This window comes from Chitinophaga eiseniae, assembly GCF_012641265.1.
GTDB classification, from domain to species: Bacteria; Bacteroidota; Bacteroidia; order Chitinophagales; family Chitinophagaceae; genus Chitinophaga; species Chitinophaga eiseniae_A.
Genome location: NZ_JABAHZ010000002.1, coordinates 410,856 through 431,845, shown reverse-complemented (window position 1 = coordinate 431,845; position 20,990 = coordinate 410,856). Strand labels below are relative to the sequence as shown.

The 20,990-nt window shown below is 45.8% G+C and carries 15 protein-coding genes; 11 read left to right on the top strand and 4 right to left on the bottom strand.

All coding sequences use genetic code 11. The features are described 5' to 3' along the window. Positions 1-77 precede the first annotated feature (77 nt). The 3 genes from HGH91_RS09370 to rlmD are packed head-to-tail and all read right to left on the bottom strand — an operon-like array spanning position 78 to position 3,337. Positions 78-1,007: a rhomboid family intramembrane serine protease gene (locus tag HGH91_RS09370; protein WP_168738196.1), complete on the bottom strand. Its 930-nt coding sequence runs from the start codon at positions 1,005-1,007 to the stop codon at positions 78-80. Between the two features lie 47 nt (positions 1,008-1,054). Then, complete coding sequence (locus tag HGH91_RS09365) at positions 1,055-1,879, bottom strand: rhomboid family intramembrane serine protease (RefSeq protein ID WP_168738195.1); 825 nt, start codon at positions 1,877-1,879, stop codon at positions 1,055-1,057. Between the two features lie 6 nt (positions 1,880-1,885). After that, positions 1,886-3,337: a 23S rRNA (uracil(1939)-C(5))-methyltransferase RlmD gene (gene rlmD, locus HGH91_RS09360; protein ID WP_168738194.1), complete on the bottom strand. Its 1,452-nt coding sequence runs from the start codon at positions 3,335-3,337 to the stop codon at positions 1,886-1,888. Between the two features lie 84 nt (positions 3,338-3,421). On the opposite strand from rlmD, the gene HGH91_RS09355 reads away from it, so the two are divergent. From HGH91_RS09355 to HGH91_RS09345, 3 genes are all read left to right on the top strand, one after another. Beyond that, positions 3,422-4,828 carry a TlpA family protein disulfide reductase gene (locus HGH91_RS09355; RefSeq protein ID WP_168738193.1) on the top strand — a complete coding sequence of 469 codons (1,407 nt, stop codon included), beginning with the start codon at positions 3,422-3,424 and terminating at the stop codon, positions 4,826-4,828. Between the two features lie 246 nt (positions 4,829-5,074). Next, positions 5,075-5,692, top strand: coding sequence for a porin family protein (locus HGH91_RS09350; protein WP_168738192.1), 618 nt, complete (start codon positions 5,075-5,077; stop codon positions 5,690-5,692). Positions 5,693-5,872: 180 nt separating this feature from the next. Further along, a complete protein-coding gene (locus HGH91_RS09345; protein WP_168738191.1) occupies positions 5,873-6,559 on the top strand; it encodes an outer membrane beta-barrel protein in 687 nt (228 codons plus the stop codon). A 278-nt stretch (positions 6,560-6,837) separates the two neighbouring features. On the opposite strand, the gene metF is transcribed toward HGH91_RS09345, so the two are convergent. After that, entirely contained in the window at positions 6,838-7,791 is a 954-nt protein-coding gene (metF, locus tag HGH91_RS09340) for a methylenetetrahydrofolate reductase [NAD(P)H] (protein ID WP_145661661.1), read from the bottom strand. Positions 7,792-7,960: 169 nt separating this feature from the next. On the opposite strand from metF, the gene lptB reads away from it, so the two are divergent. The 8 genes from lptB to HGH91_RS09300 all read left to right on the top strand — a co-directional run bounded on the left by lptB (position 7,961) and on the right by HGH91_RS09300 (position 20,947). Continuing rightward, a complete protein-coding gene (gene lptB / locus HGH91_RS09335) occupies positions 7,961-8,722 on the top strand; it encodes an LPS export ABC transporter ATP-binding protein (protein ID WP_145661658.1) in 762 nt (253 codons plus the stop codon). 22 nt (positions 8,723-8,744) lie between these two features. Continuing rightward, positions 8,745-10,277 (top strand): GH3 auxin-responsive promoter family protein, encoded by a 1,533-nt coding sequence (locus HGH91_RS09330; RefSeq protein ID WP_168738190.1) that lies wholly within the window; start codon positions 8,745-8,747, stop codon positions 10,275-10,277. Positions 10,278-10,294: 17 nt separating this feature from the next. Beyond that, a complete protein-coding gene (fabG, locus tag HGH91_RS09325) occupies positions 10,295-11,044 on the top strand; it encodes a 3-oxoacyl-[acyl-carrier-protein] reductase (RefSeq protein ID WP_168738189.1) in 750 nt (249 codons plus the stop codon). Between the two features lie 153 nt (positions 11,045-11,197). Then, on the top strand, positions 11,198-11,719 hold the full coding sequence (locus tag HGH91_RS09320; RefSeq protein ID WP_168738188.1) for an RNA polymerase sigma-70 factor: 522 nt from the start codon (positions 11,198-11,200) through the stop codon (positions 11,717-11,719). Positions 11,720-11,803: 84 nt separating this feature from the next. Next, positions 11,804-12,913, top strand: a complete 1,110-nt coding sequence (locus HGH91_RS09315) for a FecR family protein (protein WP_168738187.1) — start codon at positions 11,804-11,806, stop codon at positions 12,911-12,913. Between the two features lie 247 nt (positions 12,914-13,160). Next, a complete protein-coding gene (locus HGH91_RS09310) occupies positions 13,161-16,331 on the top strand; it encodes a TonB-dependent receptor (RefSeq protein ID WP_168738186.1) in 3,171 nt (1,056 codons plus the stop codon). Between the two features lie 21 nt (positions 16,332-16,352). Continuing rightward, on the top strand, positions 16,353-17,810 hold the full coding sequence (locus HGH91_RS09305; protein WP_168738185.1) for a RagB/SusD family nutrient uptake outer membrane protein: 1,458 nt from the start codon (positions 16,353-16,355) through the stop codon (positions 17,808-17,810). A gap of 116 nt (positions 17,811-17,926) precedes the next feature. Further along, a complete protein-coding gene (locus tag HGH91_RS09300) occupies positions 17,927-20,947 on the top strand; it encodes a glycoside hydrolase domain-containing protein (protein WP_247651697.1) in 3,021 nt (1,006 codons plus the stop codon). Positions 20,948-20,990 lie beyond the last annotated feature (43 nt).

The following is a 20,990-nucleotide window of genomic DNA, read 5'->3' as shown; positions in this document are numbered from 1 at the left end:
GTGATATTGGCTAAAATACGACATAAAAAAGGAGACACAAATGGTGTATCTCCTTTAAAAAAATTTATAGCTCTTAACTACTCTGTGCGGCTGGCTCTCAGCAGGGTTTCTCTTTCTTCTGGAGATAAGGAAGCCAGTCCGTTTTCGTTTATTTTATCAAGAATTTCATTCAGCTTTTGTTCGGGTACTTTACCAATGCGCCTGAAGGGTTGTTCGGCTTCAGTTACCGTGGTCTTTTTTTTGAGATCGTCCGGGGTTACCTGTTGGGAAGCAGGATGGAATACGTGGGCGAGCTTAAAGGTGAGCCTGTTGAAACCGGCGCCCCAGTCGCTTCCTTTTTTCCACTGCCACATATATAACCAGCCGGCAAATCCTCCTCCTGCCAATACAGGAAGGTAAGTATAACCATAGGAAGACGTCATTAATAAGCTGCTGACAGAAAGTGTAATAAAGAGCAGCGTTACTATCCACAGGGAAATGCCGCCTCCCAGCAACGGGAATATCCGATAACGGGGTGCAATAGTGGTAACGCCAATAGCGATGGCCATAATGCTTCCGGAAGCGCCCAGGAAGTATTCATTGCCTGCCACTACGTGAAAAGGGGGAATGAGCTGCATGGCTGCCACATAAAAGAGGTTGCCACAAATGCCTCCAAAGAGATATAAAGGCAATATCCGCTGGTAGCCTGCCAGGTGTTGCATAAATGTGCCGAAGCACCACAGCCACACCATATTGGTAAATACTTGCCAAACACTGATATGTGTAAACAACGAAGTAACCAGTGTCCAGGGGCGTGTCAATAATCTGGCCGGGTTGCCGGGAAGCCTCAGCCAGGTCATAATATCCTGGTGAAACCTGGGTTCGCCCACATCTTCCATCTTATAGATCACCAGGGTAAAAAGCAGAAAAATAAAGATGGTAAGATTAGCCACTAATAATTGTGTTACCATATTTCTTCCTTCTCCTAAAGAGAGGCGGGGTAATTTCTCCTTTTCCAACGCATGCATGGTACAAATATTTTTCAATACAAATTTACAGCTTTAATACAGTTGTATTAATAAAAATCTGAGCGTCTTTTAGACCAGCCCCGCAGTAGGAGATAGGCAAAAAGTGCGCCACCGAGATGCGCAAAGTGCGCCACATTATCGCCGGCGGAATTCTGGATACCAGACCATAATTCGGCCAGTATCATAAACCCTACAATATATTTCGCTTTTACCGGAAACATGAAGTAGATGTACATGTACGTATTGGGAAACAGGTAGCCGAACGCGAACAGGATGCCATATACCGCTCCGGAAGCACCCAGCGTAGCGCCGCTACGGTACATGTGCACATAATCCCTGACATATAAACGGGCAATATCAATGGCCTGGGGATCGTGGTTGGCCAGGGCGGTTTTCAGACTTTCCATACTGTCTGTACCATTACCCAGGTCAAATTTGCTATCCAGCAGGGCAAAATTGCTAAAAGAAGGGTCGTTGAGGAAATTATTGGCGTAATGGGTCAGGTTCATATTTTCATAGGTAAGAACACCCATATGGCATAAAGCCGCGCCCAGTCCGCATACCATGTAGAAAATCAGGAACCGCTTAGGTCCCCAGAGGTTTTCCAGCGTGGCCCCGAACATCCACAACGTAAACATATTAAAGAGCACATGCGTAATGCTTTTCGGATCATGCAGGAAAAGGTGGGTGATGAACTGATGTGGTCTGAATAGTTCAGAGCCCCAGTAATGCAGGGCAAACAATCGACTCAAATCATAACCATATCTGTTCAGCAGCGTAATCTGCACTAACCAAACCAGGCCATTGATGATCATCAGGTTTTTGATCACCATTGGCAGGTATTGAAATTTTCCGGGCCTGTACTCGTTCATTGTAGCTTAGTTATTTACTCTTTTTTTCAACAACACCACATTTTCAATATGGTGTGTATGTGGGAACATATCTACCGGCTGTACCTTTTCCACTGTATAAAGTGCATCCAGCAATGCCAGGTCCCTGGCTTGTGTAGCGGGGTTACAGCTAACATATACAATTTTAGGTGCCGCAATTTCAAGCAGCTTATTAACCAGTTTTTCGTGCATTCCTGCCCGTGGAGGATCTGTAATGACTACATCTGGCTGTCCGTGATGTGCAAAAAATGCATCATCACAAATATCCACTACATCGCCTGCAAAAAAAGTGGCGTTCGTAACATTATTCCGGGCGGCATTTTCCCGCGCATCATCTATCGCTTCCTTGATCAGCTCAATACCCACTACTTTGCGGGCGTTGCGGGAAACAAAAATGCCAATGCTGCCGGTACCACAATATAAATCGTATACGATTTCCGACCCGGTCAGCCCGGCAAAATCCCGGGTAACTTTGTATAATACTTCTCCCTGGTAGGTATTGGTCTGGAAAAAAGATTTAGGCCCTATCTTAAACACAAAATCTTCGAGCTTCTCTTCTGCATATCCTTTGCCAAAATAGGTTTTCGGTTCCAGGTCGAAAATGGAATCGTTTCCTTTCGGGTTAATGGTATACAGCGCCGTGGTGATAGCCGGGACTGTTTTCAGTAAGTGATCCAGTAAAGCGATCCTGTTTTCTTTATCTTCATGGTGAATGACCAGGTTCACCATAATTTCCCCGGTGGTACACAGCCGGATAACCAGGTTGCGCAGCCAGCCCTGCTGAGCACGGATATCGTAAAATGTAAGTCCGTGCGTCACCGCATATTCCCGGATAGTATTGCGAATGAGATTAACAGGTTCCTGCATCAGGTAACACGTATCTATGTTCAATACTTTGTCGAAAAGTTTGGGTACATGGAAGCCCAGTGCAGGCCTCACAGGTATTTCACCATTGAGGGCTTTTACTTCCTCATTGGTAAGATAGGCCTTGTTGCTGAAGGTAAACTCCAGCTTGTTGCGGTAATGTTCGGTATGAACACTGCCAAGAATTGGCTCCATGGGAGGTAATACCAGTTTGCCAATCCGTTGAAGGTGATCAGCTACCTGTTGTTGCTTATAGGTCAACTGTTGGGAATAGGGCAGCATTTGCCACTTACATCCGCCACAAGTACCGAAATGCTGGCAAAATGGCGCCACTCTTTTATCGGAATAGCTATGAAAGTGCACCGCTTTTCCTTCTGCCCAGTCCTTTTTATTTTTACTCAGTCGTACATCCACCACGTCACCGGGCACTACGCCGCCTTCAATAAAAATTACTTTCCCGTCATGACGGGCCAGGGCTTTACCCTCTGCCGCATAGGCAGTAACGGGTACATTTTCTAAAACAACATTTTTTTTCCTCACGGCTGCAAAGGTAATTGGAAATGCTGAATCCAACATAGGAATTCATGTATTTACCGCTTACCACACCGCTTTCTGTTTTTGCTTTTTTCCGCTTACATTTACATATTGTTATCAAATGTTATGCGTAAATTATTTGTTATACTGATAGCCGCTCTTTTAGGCCCATTGTATGCCGCCGCGCAGGGATACCAGATTACCGTTAAGCTGAAAAATTACACCAGCGGAAAGTTTTTCCTGGCTCACTACATGGGCAGGACTACCTACCTGGCAGATTCGGCTGATATAAGTTCCACCGGCGATGCGGTGTTGAAGGGAAAGGAGCAGCTGTTACCCGGTATTTATCTCCTGGTATTACCAGGTAAACAACAATATATTGAAACGCTGATCGACCGGCAGCAGGTGTTCAGTGTGAGTATAGATACTGCCGACCTGGTCAACAAAACAGTTTATAAAGGGAGTCCGGACAATGACCTGTTCCTGGGGTATAACAAATTCCTTTTTCAGCAGGAATCGCTGAGCAGGAGCATACAAACACAGTTACAAACCGCCAGAAGTGCCGCCGATTCCGCAAAGGTACTGCCTTTGCAAAAAGAACTGGGGAAGAAAATAGAGCATTTCCGTAACGACTTTATTGCGCAACATCCAGGCACCATTCTCAGCACTATTTTCCTGGCCATGAAGGAGCCGGAAGTACCGCAGCCGCCCGTTGGAGCAGATTCGTCCTTTGCCTGGCGTTATTTCAAAAGCCACTACTGGGACCAGGTAGATCTTACCAGCGACCGCCTGGTGAGGACGCCCATCCTGGAAGGGAAACTGAAAAAGTACTTTACCCAGCTGGTGGTGGCTAACCCCGATTCTATTATGGTGGATTGCGACGAAGTGATTGCCCGCACACGCAAGAGCAAGGAAGCCTTTAAATTTGTTTTGTGGTGGCTTACCTATAATTATGAAAGCTCTCCTTACATGGGCATGGACGCGGTTTTTGTGCACCTGGTAGAGAAATATTATGTACCGGGAGAGGCTTTCTGGCTGAGCAATGAGCAGCTCAACAAAATTGTTGACCGGGCTTATACCATAGCACCCAACCTGATTGGGAAGCAAGCTGCTCCGCTAGAGTTTAAAGATTCTTCCAACAACATGCTTTCCCTATATAAAACGCCTGCCAAATATACCATATTGGTTTTCTGGGATCCTACCTGCGGACATTGTAAAACAGAGCTTCCCCGGCTGGATTCAGCGTACCGGGCCAGCTGGAAGAGCAAAGGGGTAACCATGGTAGGTGTGAAAACAGAAGGAACCCGTGAAGAATGGCTGCAGTTTATTAACGAGCATCATCTCAGTGGATGGGTACACGGCTCGGATCCACAGGCAGCTACTAACTATCGCCGTCTTTATGACGTGTACAGCACGCCTATGATCTACCTGTTGGACGACAAAAAGAAAATTGTGGCAAAAAAATTAGGGGTAGAGCAATTACAGGAGTTCCTGGACCGGGATACGGCCAGGAATGAGGCACAAAAACATTAATCTACCGGGTATTTGCCGAATAATGGGATGCTGATTGTCAGCAAGTTATCTTGTTTTAACATTCCTTTGGCATAGTCTTTGGCTTAAAGGGCGTGAAGCCTGGAAGTGCTGTACCCAAAAGAACAATTAGGGTAATAACACCAGGCAAGCAAAAACAGGGTTGCTATTAAAAAGCTGGCAAACAAAAAGTTAGCGGTGCTTTTGCCTGTTGGGCACCGCTTTTAACCATTATAAAAACAAAATTGTATGAAAAAATTAGTTTTATCCGTTGCAGCCTTGCTGATAGCAAGCATGACTTTCGCGCAGGCGCAATGGGGGATTGTTGCTGGTCCGCAATTTTCGAGCGTAACCACAAAATCTGCGAATTCCAGTAAAGAAACCAGTAAAATACTGACCAGTGTCAGAGCGGGTGTTACCGTAGATATTCCACTGGCAGATGAATTTTATATTGGAACCGGGTTATTGTATTCTGGTAAAGGAGGGAAAGATAAGAACTCCGATATGAAAACTACTTTATCTTACCTGGAGCTCCCTGTTAATTTCATGTTTAAGCCAGAAGTAGGCAGTGGCCGGCTGGTATTGGCCGCAGGCCCTTATGTTGCTTATGGTATAGGCGGAAAGTATAAAGATATTCCGGTAGTTGGAGAACGGAAGGCGTTTGAAGATGAGGCAGGCCTGTTACAATTGAAGCGTTTTGATGCCGGTGTAGGCATTAACGTTGGTTATGAGTTGCCGGCTGGTTTATTCTTTGGTCTGAATACCGATTTGGGCCTGGTAAACGCCATGAAAAACACGGCTAATGATGCGAGCTTTAAAAATACCTCCTTTGGCGTATCCATCGGGTATAAATTCGGCGGAAAATAGCGCTGTTGCTATATGATTTTTTTATTAACCACCCGGGATTCCCGGGTGGTTTTTTATTATATATCGAAACCTTTGTTTATTTTAGCGCCCATAAACCAGTAACCGATTTAGTTATAGCAACATTTCCCCAAAATAAGCGTCGAGATTTTCGTTATTATTTTATTATTTACCGAACCACTGATGAAGTTCTTTACACTGTTTTCTACTGCGATTGTAGTAATTGTACTGAATTCCCATGCGCAGGTGAGTTTAGGGATCCATGGAGGATACGTCAATAGCGGGCTGGAGTCTTCTGGCACGAGTATCTCACGGAAACCGACAACTATGAACAGCTGGCATGCGGGAGTTTATTTTAATGTACCCCTCTTTAAGAATGGGTACCTGACACCGGGCCTCGATTATATTGTGAAGGGCGCCCGATGGGATTACACCATATCGCATCCGGCGGAAGTATTTACTTCAGGCACTTCCCGGATGAAATTGAGATATCTCGAGTTGCCAGTGAACATGGTATATAAAGTGCCGATAGGTATTGGCAAGTTTACGATTGGTGCCGGGCCTTATGCCGCCTACTGTCTGAGCGGCAAGTATGATCTATCCGTTTATACCAATGGTAAAGAGGTGCAGTCTTCCTCGCATTCGCTGGATTTTAAGGCATCTCCCAACATTTTTGGTACTGACATGAACCTGCAGCGATGGGATGCAGGGCTGAACTTCACAGCCGGCCTGGAGTTCAATTGTTTTCTTACGTTGAAAGCCACCTATGGCTATGGCATGGTGGATATAGATAAATCAGCGAACAATGAATTTAAAAACCGTTATTGGGGAGTGAGCCTGGGTTTCCTGTTTGACAGGGAAGACTGGTAGGGCCAGCCAACTACTTTATTTGTAAGAAAGACCGCCTTCCGGGTGGTCTTTCTTATTTTTTTTAGGGATGGATAGGGGACAGGTCTGTTTACTGCGTCTTATTACCGAAAGATATCACCAGCAGGTGACATCGATCATTGGACAGTTATAATTAAAAGTGTGACAGTTATAGGGATATGCCACTACGTATCTACGTGATGGCATTTTTTTAATATGAAAGACAGCAAAAAAGGGAAAGACTTCCGTCCTTCCCTTATTTTCATTTATTTAGGAGATGATTACATGATAGCAGCCACTGCTTTCTGGATCACCTTAGGTTTACCAAGGGTATAATAATGGAGCACGGGAACACCAAATGCTTTCAATTCTTTTGATTGTGCAATCAGCCATTCGGTTCCTACCAGCTCAACATCCTTATCAGTCTTGCATTTCAGGATTTCTGTAGACAGATCCGCCGGGATATCCACGTGGAAGATCCTGGGGAGCATGGTCATTTGTTTGCGGCTGGTCAAGGGTTTTAACCCCGGAATGATAGGTACCGTAATACCCATTTCCCGGCATTTGGTCACGAAATCAAAGAATTTCTGGTTGTCGAAAAACATCTGTGTAACGATATAGTCGGCGCCATTTTCCACTTTACGCTTCAGATGGGCGAGATCAGTTTGCATATTGGGCGCTTCAAAATGTTTCTCCGGGTAGCCGGCAACGCCGATGCAGAAATTAGTTTTAACGCCTCCCTGCAGGTCATCCTCCAGGTATACACCATTATTCATATGGGCCACCTGGTCCAGTAATTCAATGGCATAGCTATGTCCATGAGGGTCTGGTTCGAAGAAAGTTTCATTTTTGGGTGCATCACCGCGTAATACCAACACGTTATCAATTCCCAGGAAGTTGAGATCTATCAGGGCGTTTTCCGTTTCTTCCCGGCTAAAACCGCCACAGATAAGGTGAGGGACTGCATCTACGGTATAATGGTTCATAATGGCTGCGCAAATGCCCACTGTACCGGGGCGTTTACGGATTTCTACCTTTTCAAAGGAACCATCTGCCTTCTTCTTGAACATATGCTCGCTGCGATGGTAGGTAACATTGATAAAAGCCGGCTTAAACTCCATCAGGGGGTCCAGGTGATCGTAGATCGACTCAATGCTCTTTCCTTTCAGCGGGGGAAGGATTTCAAAAGAAATCAGTGTGTCTTTTGCCTGCGCAATATGTTCAGTTACTTTCATAAAGTTATCGTCTTTGAGGAATGGGGTAGATCCTGGTGCCCTTATTCCAGCTAAAAATACGCGGGCAAAAATAAGATATCCCCTAATTATAATCAGATCAATTTTAATCTTATCTCAACTATAACTAGGCTAAGTGAATGAATTGCTTATTTTTGCTAAGTTTGATCATATGGCATTAAGAATACATACAGACCAGCTGGTAAAGCGTTACGGCAACAGAACGGTGGTAAACCATGTATCTGTGGAGGTATCTCAGGGAGAGATAGTAGGGCTGCTGGGCCCTAACGGAGCAGGTAAAACAACCTCCTTCTACATGGTGGTAGGGCTTATCAAGCCAGATGAAGGTAACGTATACCTGGATGACCAGAACATTACCAAGCTGCCCATGTACAAAAGAGCACAAATGGGTATTGGCTATCTCCCGCAGGAGGCTTCCGTATTCAGGAAGCTCAGCGTGGAAGACAATATCGCAGCAGTATTGGAAATGACAAAGTTGAAAAAAGCAGAACAAAAAGAGAAGCTGGAGAGCCTGTTGGCCGAATTCAGGCTTACCCATGTGCGTAAAAGCCCCGGTGATGTACTGAGCGGGGGAGAACGCCGCCGTACTGAAATAGCCCGGGCCCTGGCTGTAGATCCAAAATTTATCCTGTTGGATGAGCCTTTCGCCGGTATCGACCCTATTGCGGTGGAAGATATTCAGGGAATTGTAGCCAAACTGAAATATAAGAATATCGGTATCCTGATCACGGACCACAACGTACAGGAAACACTCTCTATCACAGACCGGGCTTACCTGCTGTTTGAAGGTAAAATCCTTAAATCCGGAACAGCGGAAGAGTTGGCCGCTGACGAACAGGTAAGAAAAGTGTATCTTGGCCAGAATTTTATCCTGCGCCGGAAAGATTACCTCGACGAAGCAGCAAAACAGTAAAAATAATTCTACAGCATCCTATATGAGAATTTTAAGTCCTGCAATATCACAACTGGCAAGATTGCGCATGGGGCGTATTGCATACTTTATGCAGTATCCCGTGCAGGTGCAGCAGCAGGTATTCCAAAACCTTATTAGTGCCGCTCAGTATACCGAATTCGGTAAACAATACGGCTTTTCGAAAATTTATAAGATAGACGAATATAAGCAGCGCGTTCCCATTCATACCTACGATACCATCAAGCCTTATATACAGCGCACGATGGAAGGACAACAGAATGTGCTCTGGAATACTCCCATTAAATGGTTCGCTAAATCGAGCGGTACTACCGCCGATAAAAGCAAGTTCATTCCCGTAACGGTGGAAAGTCTCGATGAATGCCACTACCGCTCGGGCCGCGATGTGATTTCTCTCTATTATAATAACTTCCCTGACTCTGATGTGTTTACCGGTAAATCACTGGTCATCGGTGGTAGCCACCAGGTAAACAAACTGTCGGAAAACAGTGATTCCTACTTTGGTGACCTGAGTGCGGTAATGCTGCAGAACATGCCGTTCTACGGTAATATGATCCGTACCCCCGACCTGGAAATAGCCCTCATGGATGAATGGGAGGAAAAGATAGAACGTATGGCCAATGCGGTGATCCATGAAAATGTAACTTCTATTGCAGGGGTACCTACCTGGACCATCGTATTGATTAAACGCATTTTTGAACTTACCGGCACAGACAACCTGGCTGACGTGTGGCCTAACCTGGAATTATATATGCACGGTGGCGTAAGCTTTACGCCGTACCGCGAACAGTTCAGAAAACTGATCCGCAAACCACTGATGCATTACCAGGAAACCTATAATGCATCAGAAGGCTTCTTTGCCGCCCAGGACGTGATTGGAGAAGATGGATTATTGCTATTCCTTAACCATGGCATCTTCTACGAATTTATGCCAATGGAGGAACTGGGGAAAGAAGAGCCACGCACGCTCCAGTTACAGGAAGTGGAACTGGGTAAAAACTATGCGCTGGTAATCAGCACCAATGGCGGCTTATGGCGCTATATGGTAGGAGATACCATCCAGTTTACTTCCCTGATTCCTTATCGCATTAAAGTAAGTGGCAGAACCAAATCATTTATCAATGCTTTTGGAGAAGAGGTCATTGTGGAAAACTCTGACACCGCTATTGCCAAAGCTGCCGAAGCAACCGGCGCTGTTGTAAATGATTATACTGCAGCCCCCGTGTACTTCAGTGATCATGGCAATGGTGGACATGAATGGCTGGTGGAATTTGAAGTAGCACCGGATGATATTAGCCGGTTTACCACAGTAATGGACAATACGCTCAAGGCCATCAATTCTGACTACGAAGCCAAGAGGTACAAAGACATTGCGCTGCATATGCCCTTGATACATGTATTGCCGGCCGGTACTTTTTGTGAGTTCCTGAAAAGTAAAGGTAAACTTGGTGGACAACATAAAGTGCCTCGTTTAAACAATGACCGCAATTACCTGGAAGAAATCCTGAAATTTGCGGCTGATAACAGGAATGCTTAAAACCTATCAACTATAACATGAAATTACTGGAGAACAAAGTAGCGATAGTTACAGGCGCCAGCCGTGGTATCGGAGAAGCCATTGCTTTGAAATTTGCAGCACAGGGAGCTGACGTAGCATTTACCTATGTAAGCTCTGATGAGAAAGCCAAAGCGCTCGAAGCAAAACTGACTGCTTTGGGCGTTAAAGCCAAAGCATATAAATCCAATGCCGGCGTATATGAAGAGTGCGAAATACTGGTAGCGGATGTATTGAAAGAATTTGGCAAAATTGATATCTGTGTTAACAACGCTGGTATCTCCAAAGATAATCTCTTGCTCCGCATGAGCCCTGATCAATGGGATGATGTGATGAACATCAACCTGAAGAGCGTATACAATATGACCAAGCAGGTAATACGCCCTATGATGAAGGCAAAGAGCGGTAGTATCATTAATATGAGCTCCGTGATAGGTATCATGGGTAATGCCGGCCAGAGCAGCTATGCCGCTTCGAAAGCTGGTATTATTGGGTTCTCCAAATCCATTGCGCAGGAACTGGGTAGCCGTAATATACGTTGTAATGCGGTGGCACCGGGCTTCGTAGAAACAGATATGACCCAATACCTCAAAGAAGGGGAAGCGGCTGCCAACTATATTCAACAAATTCCATTGGCCCGCTTCGGCACTCCTGAAGACATCGCCAATGTATGCCTGTTCCTGGCTTCTGATATGAGCAGCTATGTAACCGGCCAAACGATCAGCACTTGCGGTGGTTTGTGTATGTAATTCAACTGATTAAATAGTAGGAAAACGCGGGCTATAAACCCGCGTTTTTTTATTGGGGCTAGTTTCCGTATCTTTTCGGCACAGTGAACATGGTGAGGATGACTACAGATTTTGGAGGAACGAAGTAAAAATATTGCCCAGCAACAACATCGAATGCCCACTTTTGAATCGTTATTCAAGGAGTATTACCCCGCGCTCTGCACATTTGCTTATGATTTTGTGAACAGGCATGAATTGGCGGAAGAAATTGTACAGGACACCTTCATGAAAATATGGGAGAAATTTGAGGACCTGGATATCCAGGTATCTGAAAAAGCATACCTGTACAGGGCTGTACAAAATAACTGTCTTAATTATATTAAACAACATAAGGTAAGAGCGAGGTATAGCAACGAATTACTGCAACAGGTGGAATCCCGTATCTCCCTGTTCAGTATGGCGTCTACCCATTCGCCCGTTGAAAAGCTGGAACACGCTGAGCTGGAAATACTGGCCGAGAAAGCCATCCGGAAATTACCCCCGCAATGCCAGGATGTGTTTCGCCTCAGTCGCTTCGAACAATTGAGTTATCCCGAAATTTCCCGCCACCTGGGCATCTCTGTCAATACCGTTAAAACCCAGATGACCCGCGCCCTGCAAAGATTGCGCGATGAACTACTTCCCCTGCTGAAATGAATGATTAAATTAAAAAGAAATTTTTTTTACGCTTGTCACCCTGTTTGTTCCGGAATGTTGTCTTAGTATCTGTTTACAGAGATTATGGGGCTTAACTATACACAGGAGCAGGTAGATGACCTGATCGCACGCTTTTTGTCCGGCAATATTCCCGGGGATGCACAAGAAATACTGGAACAGTGGATAAATGAATCGCCAGCAAACCAGGCTTATTTCCTGCAACTGAGAGATGCCTGGCAAATGACGGCCCGACCAGGGAATTATGATACCCGCGCAGCCTGGGATAGCGTACAGCAAAACATGGGCTTAACACCGGTGGTGCAAGTGAGCAAATGGAAAAATTATCTCCGGATAGCAGCATCTTATACACTGCCCTTCCTGATTGGTGGTGGGCTGGTATATGCCTGGTCTGTGTCCCGTAAAAACGACAACAATAACGCAATCGTAACCGTGATCAGCCCCAAAGGCGCTACCACCAAAATTGAATTGTCGGATGGCACGGAAGTATGGCTCAATGCAGGTAGTAAGCTGCAATATGCACCGTCTTACAATCTCCGTAGCCGCGAAGTAAAACTGGAGGGGGAAGCATTTTTTAAAGTACATACTAATGCACAGAAGCCCTTTACGGTAAAGGCTTCCGATCTGCGAATACTCGCACTCGGCACCTCTTTCAATGTAAAGGCTTACCCGGAAGACAAAATGGTGGTAACCACCCTGGTAGATGGAGAAGTGAAAATTGACGGCAGCAACACCAAAATGCCTTTCGGAATCATGATGAAACCTCACCAGCACGTGGTATATAACAAAACCATATCTACCAACAAAGGTGAACAACAGAAAAAGATCAATAACCCGGGAGATAGCACCACTGCTACCCCAATAGAGAGCCTGGATGTAAAGGATACAGAAATATATACAGCGTGGAAAGACGGCAATTGGATGGTAGCCGCCCAAACCCTGGACGAACTGGTCATCACCATGGAACGGAGGTTTAATGTAAAGGTGGTGTTTAAAGACCAGGAACTAAAAGACTACCGGTTCAGTGGCACCTTTCGCCAGGAAACCCTTGAGCAGGTATTGAATATCCTGAAGTTAACCGCGCCGCTGAAATATTCCATCGACAAGGGAGTAGTGACGCTGGAGTTAGATAATGAATTGAAAAACAAATATTTAAAAGCATTTAAGACCCGGTAAAACCACCGGCTGATATAGGAAATTGCAATATTTAATCACCTGTAAAATCCACTTACATGCACGGTATGAACAATTAAAAAAATTGGGGTAATGCGACTTACCCCAATCAACGAACAACATTTGTTGGTGAAATGCCTTTGCGACGGGCATCCACCGTAATCATTCGTTTAACTAAAATCTATACAAGTTTATGAAATCCACTGCAAACCTGGCGGCATTTTTTTGCCCCGGGCGAAAATTTTTGCTCATGACAAAACTGACAGGGCTGCTGATTTTCGGAAGTTTTTTACAAGTATCCGCTACCGCTTTTGCGCAGGAAAAAATTAAAGAACTACATGCTGAAAATGCTAGTGTGAAAGAGGTATTTAAGCTCATTGAGAACAGCAGCAATTATCGCTTCTTCTATAACGAGAACTTCTCGGATTTAAATAAGACGGTCACCATTGACGTAAAGGACAAAAAGATCAATGATATCCTGAAGCTGCTCATTAACAGTACCAACGTTACTTATCGTGTATTGGAAAACAACCTGGTAGTGATTACTCCCATCAATACTGCACAGGTGAAAGTAACCGGCTATGTAACAGATGCTGTTACAAAAGACCCCCTGCCCGGCGTAACGGTGACCGTAGAAGGAACTACCATTGGCGTTGTAACAGATGCTACGGGGAAATACACGATCACGGCACCTTCCGAAAGTAGCGTGTTAGTGTTTTCCTTTATCGGCTATACACCACAAAAATTAGTAGTGGGCAGCCGGCAGGAAATTAATGTGAAACTGGATGGCGATACCAAAAAGCTGGAAGAAGTAGTAGTAATGGGATACACCACCACTACCACCAAAAATCTCACCGGGGCTGCGCAAGCTGTAAGCGGCGCCAAACTGAAGGACGTCACTGCCGGCAGTATGGACAAAATGCTCCAGGGTAAAGTAAGTGGCGTGTTTGTAGGTAACAGCTCCGGCGACCCGGCTGCCGCGCCAGCCATCCGTATCCGTGGTAACGGTACATTAACTGCCGGCAATTCTCCACTGGTGGTAGTAGATGGTATCATCGGCGGACTACCCAACCCCAGCGACATCGAAAGTGTTACCATCCTGAAAGATGCGGCGGCTACCACATTATATGGCGCCCGCGCGGCCAATGGCGTAATGGTTATCACTACTAAAAGAGGTAAAGCCGGTAAAACACAGGTCAACTTCCGCACCAACGTAGGAACGGCCCACCTCAATACCGGGCACTTTCACCTGATGAACGGTACCGAACTTTATGACCTGCAAACCGCTGCAGGAGCCAAGTTAGACCCGTCTCTCCGAAATATAAATACAAACTGGCAAAAACTGGCCTTCCAGAATGCCTCTAATCAGAACTACGAATTATCCACCAGCGGCGGAAATGAAAAAACTAAATTCTACCTCGGTGGCAACTATTATAAAGAAGATGGTATCCTGAAAGGTACTGGTGTAGAGCGTTTTAGCGCGCGACTCAACCTCGACCACAACATTACTGATAAGTTCCGTGTTACCTTCAACGTAGCCGGAACTCAAACATCTGATAAAGATAATTCCAACGGTTCGTTGTATCAATACTATACCAACCTGCCCTGGGATAAGGCCTATGACGCACAAGGAAAACCGGTAAACCCACTCACCGCGGACAGCTGGTATGGAAGAGATATGACCAACTTCCTGTATGACCAGCAATATAACTACACCAAAAACAAAAGGCAATCACTTGAAGCATTGGTGAAACTGGAATACGACATCACCAAATGGTTGTCTTTCAGTACTACCAACCGCGCTCAATATTATCATTTTAACCAGGAAAGCAATGGAGATGTAAGAACTTCTGCCGGTTCTGATGATCGTGGTAACCTGTATAACTATTACCAGGATACTTCCGCTTATATCAGCTCTAACTTGCTGAGAGCAAGGTATACCATTAACAAAAAACATAATCTCGATGGATTGGTTGGTGCTGAATTCCAGCAGACCAAGCTGAACGACATCAGTGCAAAAGGTAAAGGAATCATACAAGGTGTAGATGTACTGGGCGGTACTTCTGCACCTATGTCTATCGGAGGTGGTAAAACTGATCGCACCTTCAATTCCTACTTTGTGCAGGCAAACTATAACTACGATTATAAGTATTATTTCACCTCATCCTTCAGAAGAGACGGATCTTCCAAATTCGGCGCTAATCAGCAGTACGGAAACTTCTATGCGTTTGGTGCGTCCTGGGCACTGTCTGAAGAAAACTTCATCAAACAGATCAAAGCGATCACCAACCTGAAAGTGAGAGCAAGCTATGGTACTACCGGTAATGCCGAAATCGGCGACTACAATGCCATTGGCGCCTACGCGATCAATACACAATACAACGGATTCCCCGGCGCCTACCAAAGTATTTATAATGTACCGAATCTTTCCTGGGAGAAAGCTTATAATACCAATATCGGTATCGACCTGGGTTTATTCAACCGGATTAACCTGACACTGGAGCTTTATCAGAAAGATAACAAAGACCTGTTGTTTAACGTACCTCTGCCCGGAACCGCCGGCTATAGCTACATTTCACAGAACATAGGTTCCGTACGTAATAAAGGAATTGAGATTAACCTGAGTACGGACAACCTGGTGGGGGCGTTTAAATGGAGTACCGACTTCAATATTGGCTTCAATAAAAACAGGGTAACAGAGTTATATGGTGGTAAAGACCAGATCATAGATCCAATCAGCGGTTACTTTGTATTACGCCAGGGACAAGACATGCGCAGCTTCTATATGCGCAAATGGGCAGGCGTGGATCCATCTAATGGTGATCCGCTGTGGGAAAAACTGATTACAGATGCCAATGGTAAAGTAACCGGTAAAACCACGACGAACAACTACAACGATGCCTCCCTGCAAATTGTAGGTGCTGCTACACCTAAGTTCTTCGGAGGAATGCGTAATACTTTCTCTTACAAAAATTTTCAGCTGAGTGCCTTCCTGGCCTTTGTTTCCGGCAACCAGGTGTATAACAGCACCCGTGAGCTGATGGACAACGACGGCGCTTACTACACCTACAATATGATGGAGCTGGATAATGGCTGGAACCGTTGGCAGAAGCCAGGCGACAATGCTACCCACCCATTATTTAAAATCAAGGGTAACAAAAATTCACATAAACCATCTTCCCGCTTCCTGGAAGACGGTAGCTACCTGCGTTTAAGAAATGTGAACCTGAGCTATGCACTGCCTAAAGCCTGGCTGGACCGCGTGCATATTGGCAACGCCAGAATTTCTATCGGCGGTGATAACCTGTGGACGTTAACTAAATTCTCTGGTCTGGATCCTGAAGTAGATGATCGTGGTATCAACTCCATTAAGTACCCATCCAGCACCAAATGGTTTGCAGGCCTTGAAATTAATTTTTAACAGGAGCTAAAAGAGATTATCATGAAACACATGTCAAAATATTTTGCAGGCCTGTTGCTGCTGTCAATGGCAACTTCCTGCTCGTTGAAGAAAGACCCATATAGCGCATTACCGGATTCCAACATCCTGAATGATGAAACCAAGTGGCCGGCAGCTACTGCCGGAAACTACGCGTTGTTGAAAGAAGAAAATTTTACGCGCAACTATTTCCAGATGGGAGAATTTCCCAGTGATGATGTAGCGCTCAGCGGCGCCACCACCGACCCGTTGTTTTACTCTTATACCTACGGCCACCTGACCAACCAGGGAAATACCCTGCAGATCTGGCGTATGGGCTATAAAGCCGTTAACGGCGCCAACAAACTCCTGGCGGTAATGCCCGAAGGGAAATCGGCTGCTATTAATGAAATGATCGGCGAAAACCTCTTTATTCGCGCCTTTGTTCACTTTGGCCTGGTACGGAGCTTCGGCCGCCCTTATACACAAAGCCCCGAAACCAATCCGGGTATACCTGTTATCACTAAGTTTGATATCAACGCTTTGCCTGCACGCAATACAGTGAAGGAAGTATACGGACAAATAGTAGCCGATTTAAAGAAAGGCACAAGTTTGATGGATAACTCCAATACTAATAGCTATGCCACTAAAAGCGCTGCTATGGCGCTGTTAGCAAGAGTGTATCTCTATATGGGGAAAAATGATTCGGCGCGTATCTATGCCGATTCAGTGATTACCTCCGGTAATTATTCCCTGGTATCTACTTCTGATTTACCCGGTTATTATACCAAGAGTAACGAGAATAACAAGGAAACCATCTTTGCTATTCACCACACTTTACAGGACGACCGTACCTGGGGTTCCATCGGTTCTATGTATTATATGTCGCCAGGGGGTATGGGCTATGGCGAAATTTATGCTTCCCAGTCATACCTCGATCTGTTGCATAAACATCCGGAAGATGTAAGGAACAAATTTGTGCAAGCCGTATATACCACCGACGACAACGGGAATAAAGTGCTGGCCACCCGCAATGGCGTGCCTAAATGGTATATCCTCAAATACTCTAACCAGGATAATGTGCCTACCCTCAGTTCCCCGGTAGTACTGCGTTTGGCAGAAATGTACCTGATCCGGGCGGAAGCCAATGCCAAACTGGGCAACAATACCGCTGCCATCGCAGATGTGAACATTATCCGCCAGCGGGCTGGCCTGATCGGTACTGCATTATTTACGCCCACCGATCTGAAAGGCTACGCTTCCGTACTGGACGTAGTGCTGGATGAACGCCGCCTGGAGCTGGCTTTTGAAACACATCGCGTGTTTGACCTGTTCCGCAACAACCGGAATGTATATCGTAATTACCCGGGTGTACAAACCAATCCGCAAACAGTTTCCTATACAGATGCAAGGGTAGTACACTTCATCCCGCAACAGGAAATACTCCTGGACCCTAACCTGGTACAGAATCCAATACAATAAAATACCCGATGAAAGCCCCTTGAATGGGGCTTTCGCTTTTATAAAATAATCCGGAAAAGTAGATCCAACAGTAGTAAATTTATAACCGGTGAACATTAAAAAAATTCTTAGTCTACATGTATCAGTACAGCCATCATTTCCGCCATTACCGAAAAGGATTGTTACTGGCAGGATTTGCCTTCAGCTTTCTTACCGCCGCACAGGCCCAGGAGCTGAAGTATACCGCCGGAAATAATAACTGGAATGCGGATTCGCTAGGTAACCACCGGGCGGTAGTTACTTTTAACGGAACGGCCAAAGTGGCCCGCGTGGTAATCCCATGGCGCCGGCGCGATGAACATCCCGAAACAAAACGCATCATTATCCAGGATGCAAAAACCAAACAGAAAATAACCAACGTAAAAATGTTGGCGCTTACCCGTGAGCAGGGCGACATTTGCTTTGAACCTACTTCCGGTAAAGGCGAATACTACATTTACTACCTGCCTTCCAAGAATGAAGGAAGGAATAACTACCCGAAAGGCGTGTACCTGGCGCCGGAACAAACCGCCGATAATGCCTGGCTGCAGGTTGTTCCGGATGGCATGAAACCCAATACTACGGTGAAAGAGCTGGAGTCGATAGATACTTTCAACTCTTTTTATCCGATGGAAGTGATTGCCAGCGCAGCCGAAATGCAACAGCTGAAGCTCAAACATCCTGGTGGAGGATATATGGTATTCCCGGAAGATCGCCAGTTCCCCATTAAAATGACCGACGACCTGCCCCAGCGCTGGATAAAGAAAGGACCTTCACAATCTTTCGCCGGAGAAGCCGACAAAGGGGAGTACTATGCCTTTCAGCTGGGCATTTATGCCCGCCGGGAAATGAAGGACGTGCAGGTTACGTTTGGTGACCTGAGCGCCGGCAATGGCATAACCATTCCAGCGGCGCAGCTGAATTGTATTAACACCAATGGCACTACCTACGATGCCAGGCCATTTAACGCCACTGTAAATATTCCTGCCGGTAAAGTACAGGCCCTGTGGTGCGGGATTGATGTGCCGGAAAATGCGGCGCCGGGCATTTACAAAGGAATCGCCGTTTTAAAAGCGGCCGATATGCCCGATATGCCCATCAGGCTCACCATCACGGTAACGAATAAACTGGCGGTGAATGGAGGCTTTAATGAACCCTGGAAACAAACCCGGTTGAAATGGCTCAACTCTACACTGGCACAGGACAATACCGTGATTGCGCCTTATACGCCACTGGAAATGAAAGACAGCGTGATCAGCTTATTGGGCCGCAAAATCGGTATCAATAAAGATGGTTTCCCGGCACAGATACAAACGTTCTTTACACCGGAAATGACATCGCTCACCACGCAGCCAAAGAACATATTTACAGAGCCGGTACATTTCCACTTTACCTCCGCCGCTACAGGTAAGGATTTGACATGGGCTCACCAGGGCTGGCAGGTTACTTCCCGTGAAGCTGGTAAGATCAGCTGGAAAGCTATTAATACAGCGGCCGGTTTGCAAATGGAAGTAAACGCAGCACTCGAATTTGATGGTTTCCTCGACTATACCGTGAAAGTAACAGCCCTGGAAGACGTAGCCCTGAAAGAAATTACCATGCACCTGCCATTCGATAAAGGTGCTGCCAGGTACATGATGGGCCTTAACCAGAAGGGGGGCCTGCGCCCCGAAAAGATCGACTGGAAATGGGATGTGGCACATAAGAACCAGGATGGTGCCTGGATTGGAGATGTGAACGCAGGCATCCAGTTCAATCTCCGTGATGAAAACTATGTACGTCCGTTAAATACAAACTTTTATCTCCAGAAACCTTTGCTGCTGCCCACTTCCTGGGGGAACGACAACAAAGGCGGTATCACTATTGGCGAAAAAGGAACCGCTATACTGGTAAACAGCTACAGCGGGGAAAGAACTATGCATAAAGGAGAGGTGTTGTACTACAACTTCCACCTCATTATTACCCCTTTTCACCCGATCAATACCGACTTCCAATGGGCTACCCGCTTCTATCACAGGTATCACAACCTGGACAGTATCAAAGCTACAGGCGCTACTATAGTGAATATCCATCATGGCAACGATATTAATCCCTGGATCAACTATCCATTTATTGAGTGGAAGAAAATGAAGGATTATATAGACGAGGCCCATAGTAAAGGACTCAAAGTGAAGATCTATAATACCGTCAGAGAGCTGTCTAACCATGCCTGGGAAACTTTCCCATTGCGGAGCCTGGGGCATGAAGTATACAGCCCTGGTAATGGTGGCGGCTTTTCCTGGTTGCAGGAACATATCGCCAAGGACTACATTGCTGCCTGGTTTGTGCCGGAATTCAAAGACGCTGCTATTATTAATAGTGGGATGAACCGCTGGCATAATTACTATGTAGAAGGCATGAACTGGCTGGTACAAAACGTAGGCATCGATGGTATTTACCTCGATGATGTGGCTTTTGACCGGGTAACCATGAAGAGGGTAAAAAGAGTGCTGACAAAAGATAATCACCCTGGTATTATCGATTTACATTCCGCTAACCAGTACAATAAATCTGATGGATTTATTAACAGCGCGGTCTTGTATATGGAGCATTTCCCTTACCTGAACCGGCTTTGGTTCGGCGAATATTTCGATTATGAGCAAAACAGTCCTGATTTCTTCCTTACGGAAGTGAGCGGTATTCCGTTTGGCCTGATGGGTGAAATGCTGCAGGACGGCGGCAACCAGTGGAGAGGTATGGTATATGGCATGACTAACCGTATGCCATGGACGGAAAACTCAGATCCCCGTCCAATCTGGAAAGTATGGGACGATTTCGGTATACAGGGTAGTAAAATGATTGGGTACTGGGTAGATAACAACCCGGTGAAGACCAATAACCCGTTGGTTCCGGCTACGATTTACCGGAAAGATGGAGTGGTACTGGTATCTATGGCCAGTTGGGCGCCGGAAGATGTGGCTGTTAAGCTGAGCATCGACTGGAAAGCCCTGGGGATAGACCCGGCCCGGGCAACGATTACGGCGCCGGATATACGTAATTTCCAGCAGGGCCAGGTGTTTGGCAAGGATGCCAGCATCCCGGTGTCAAAAAATAAAGGATGGCTGTTAATTATTAAATAGACACGCAAAGTATTATAAGTAGCAAAGGCGCAAAGAAATGATT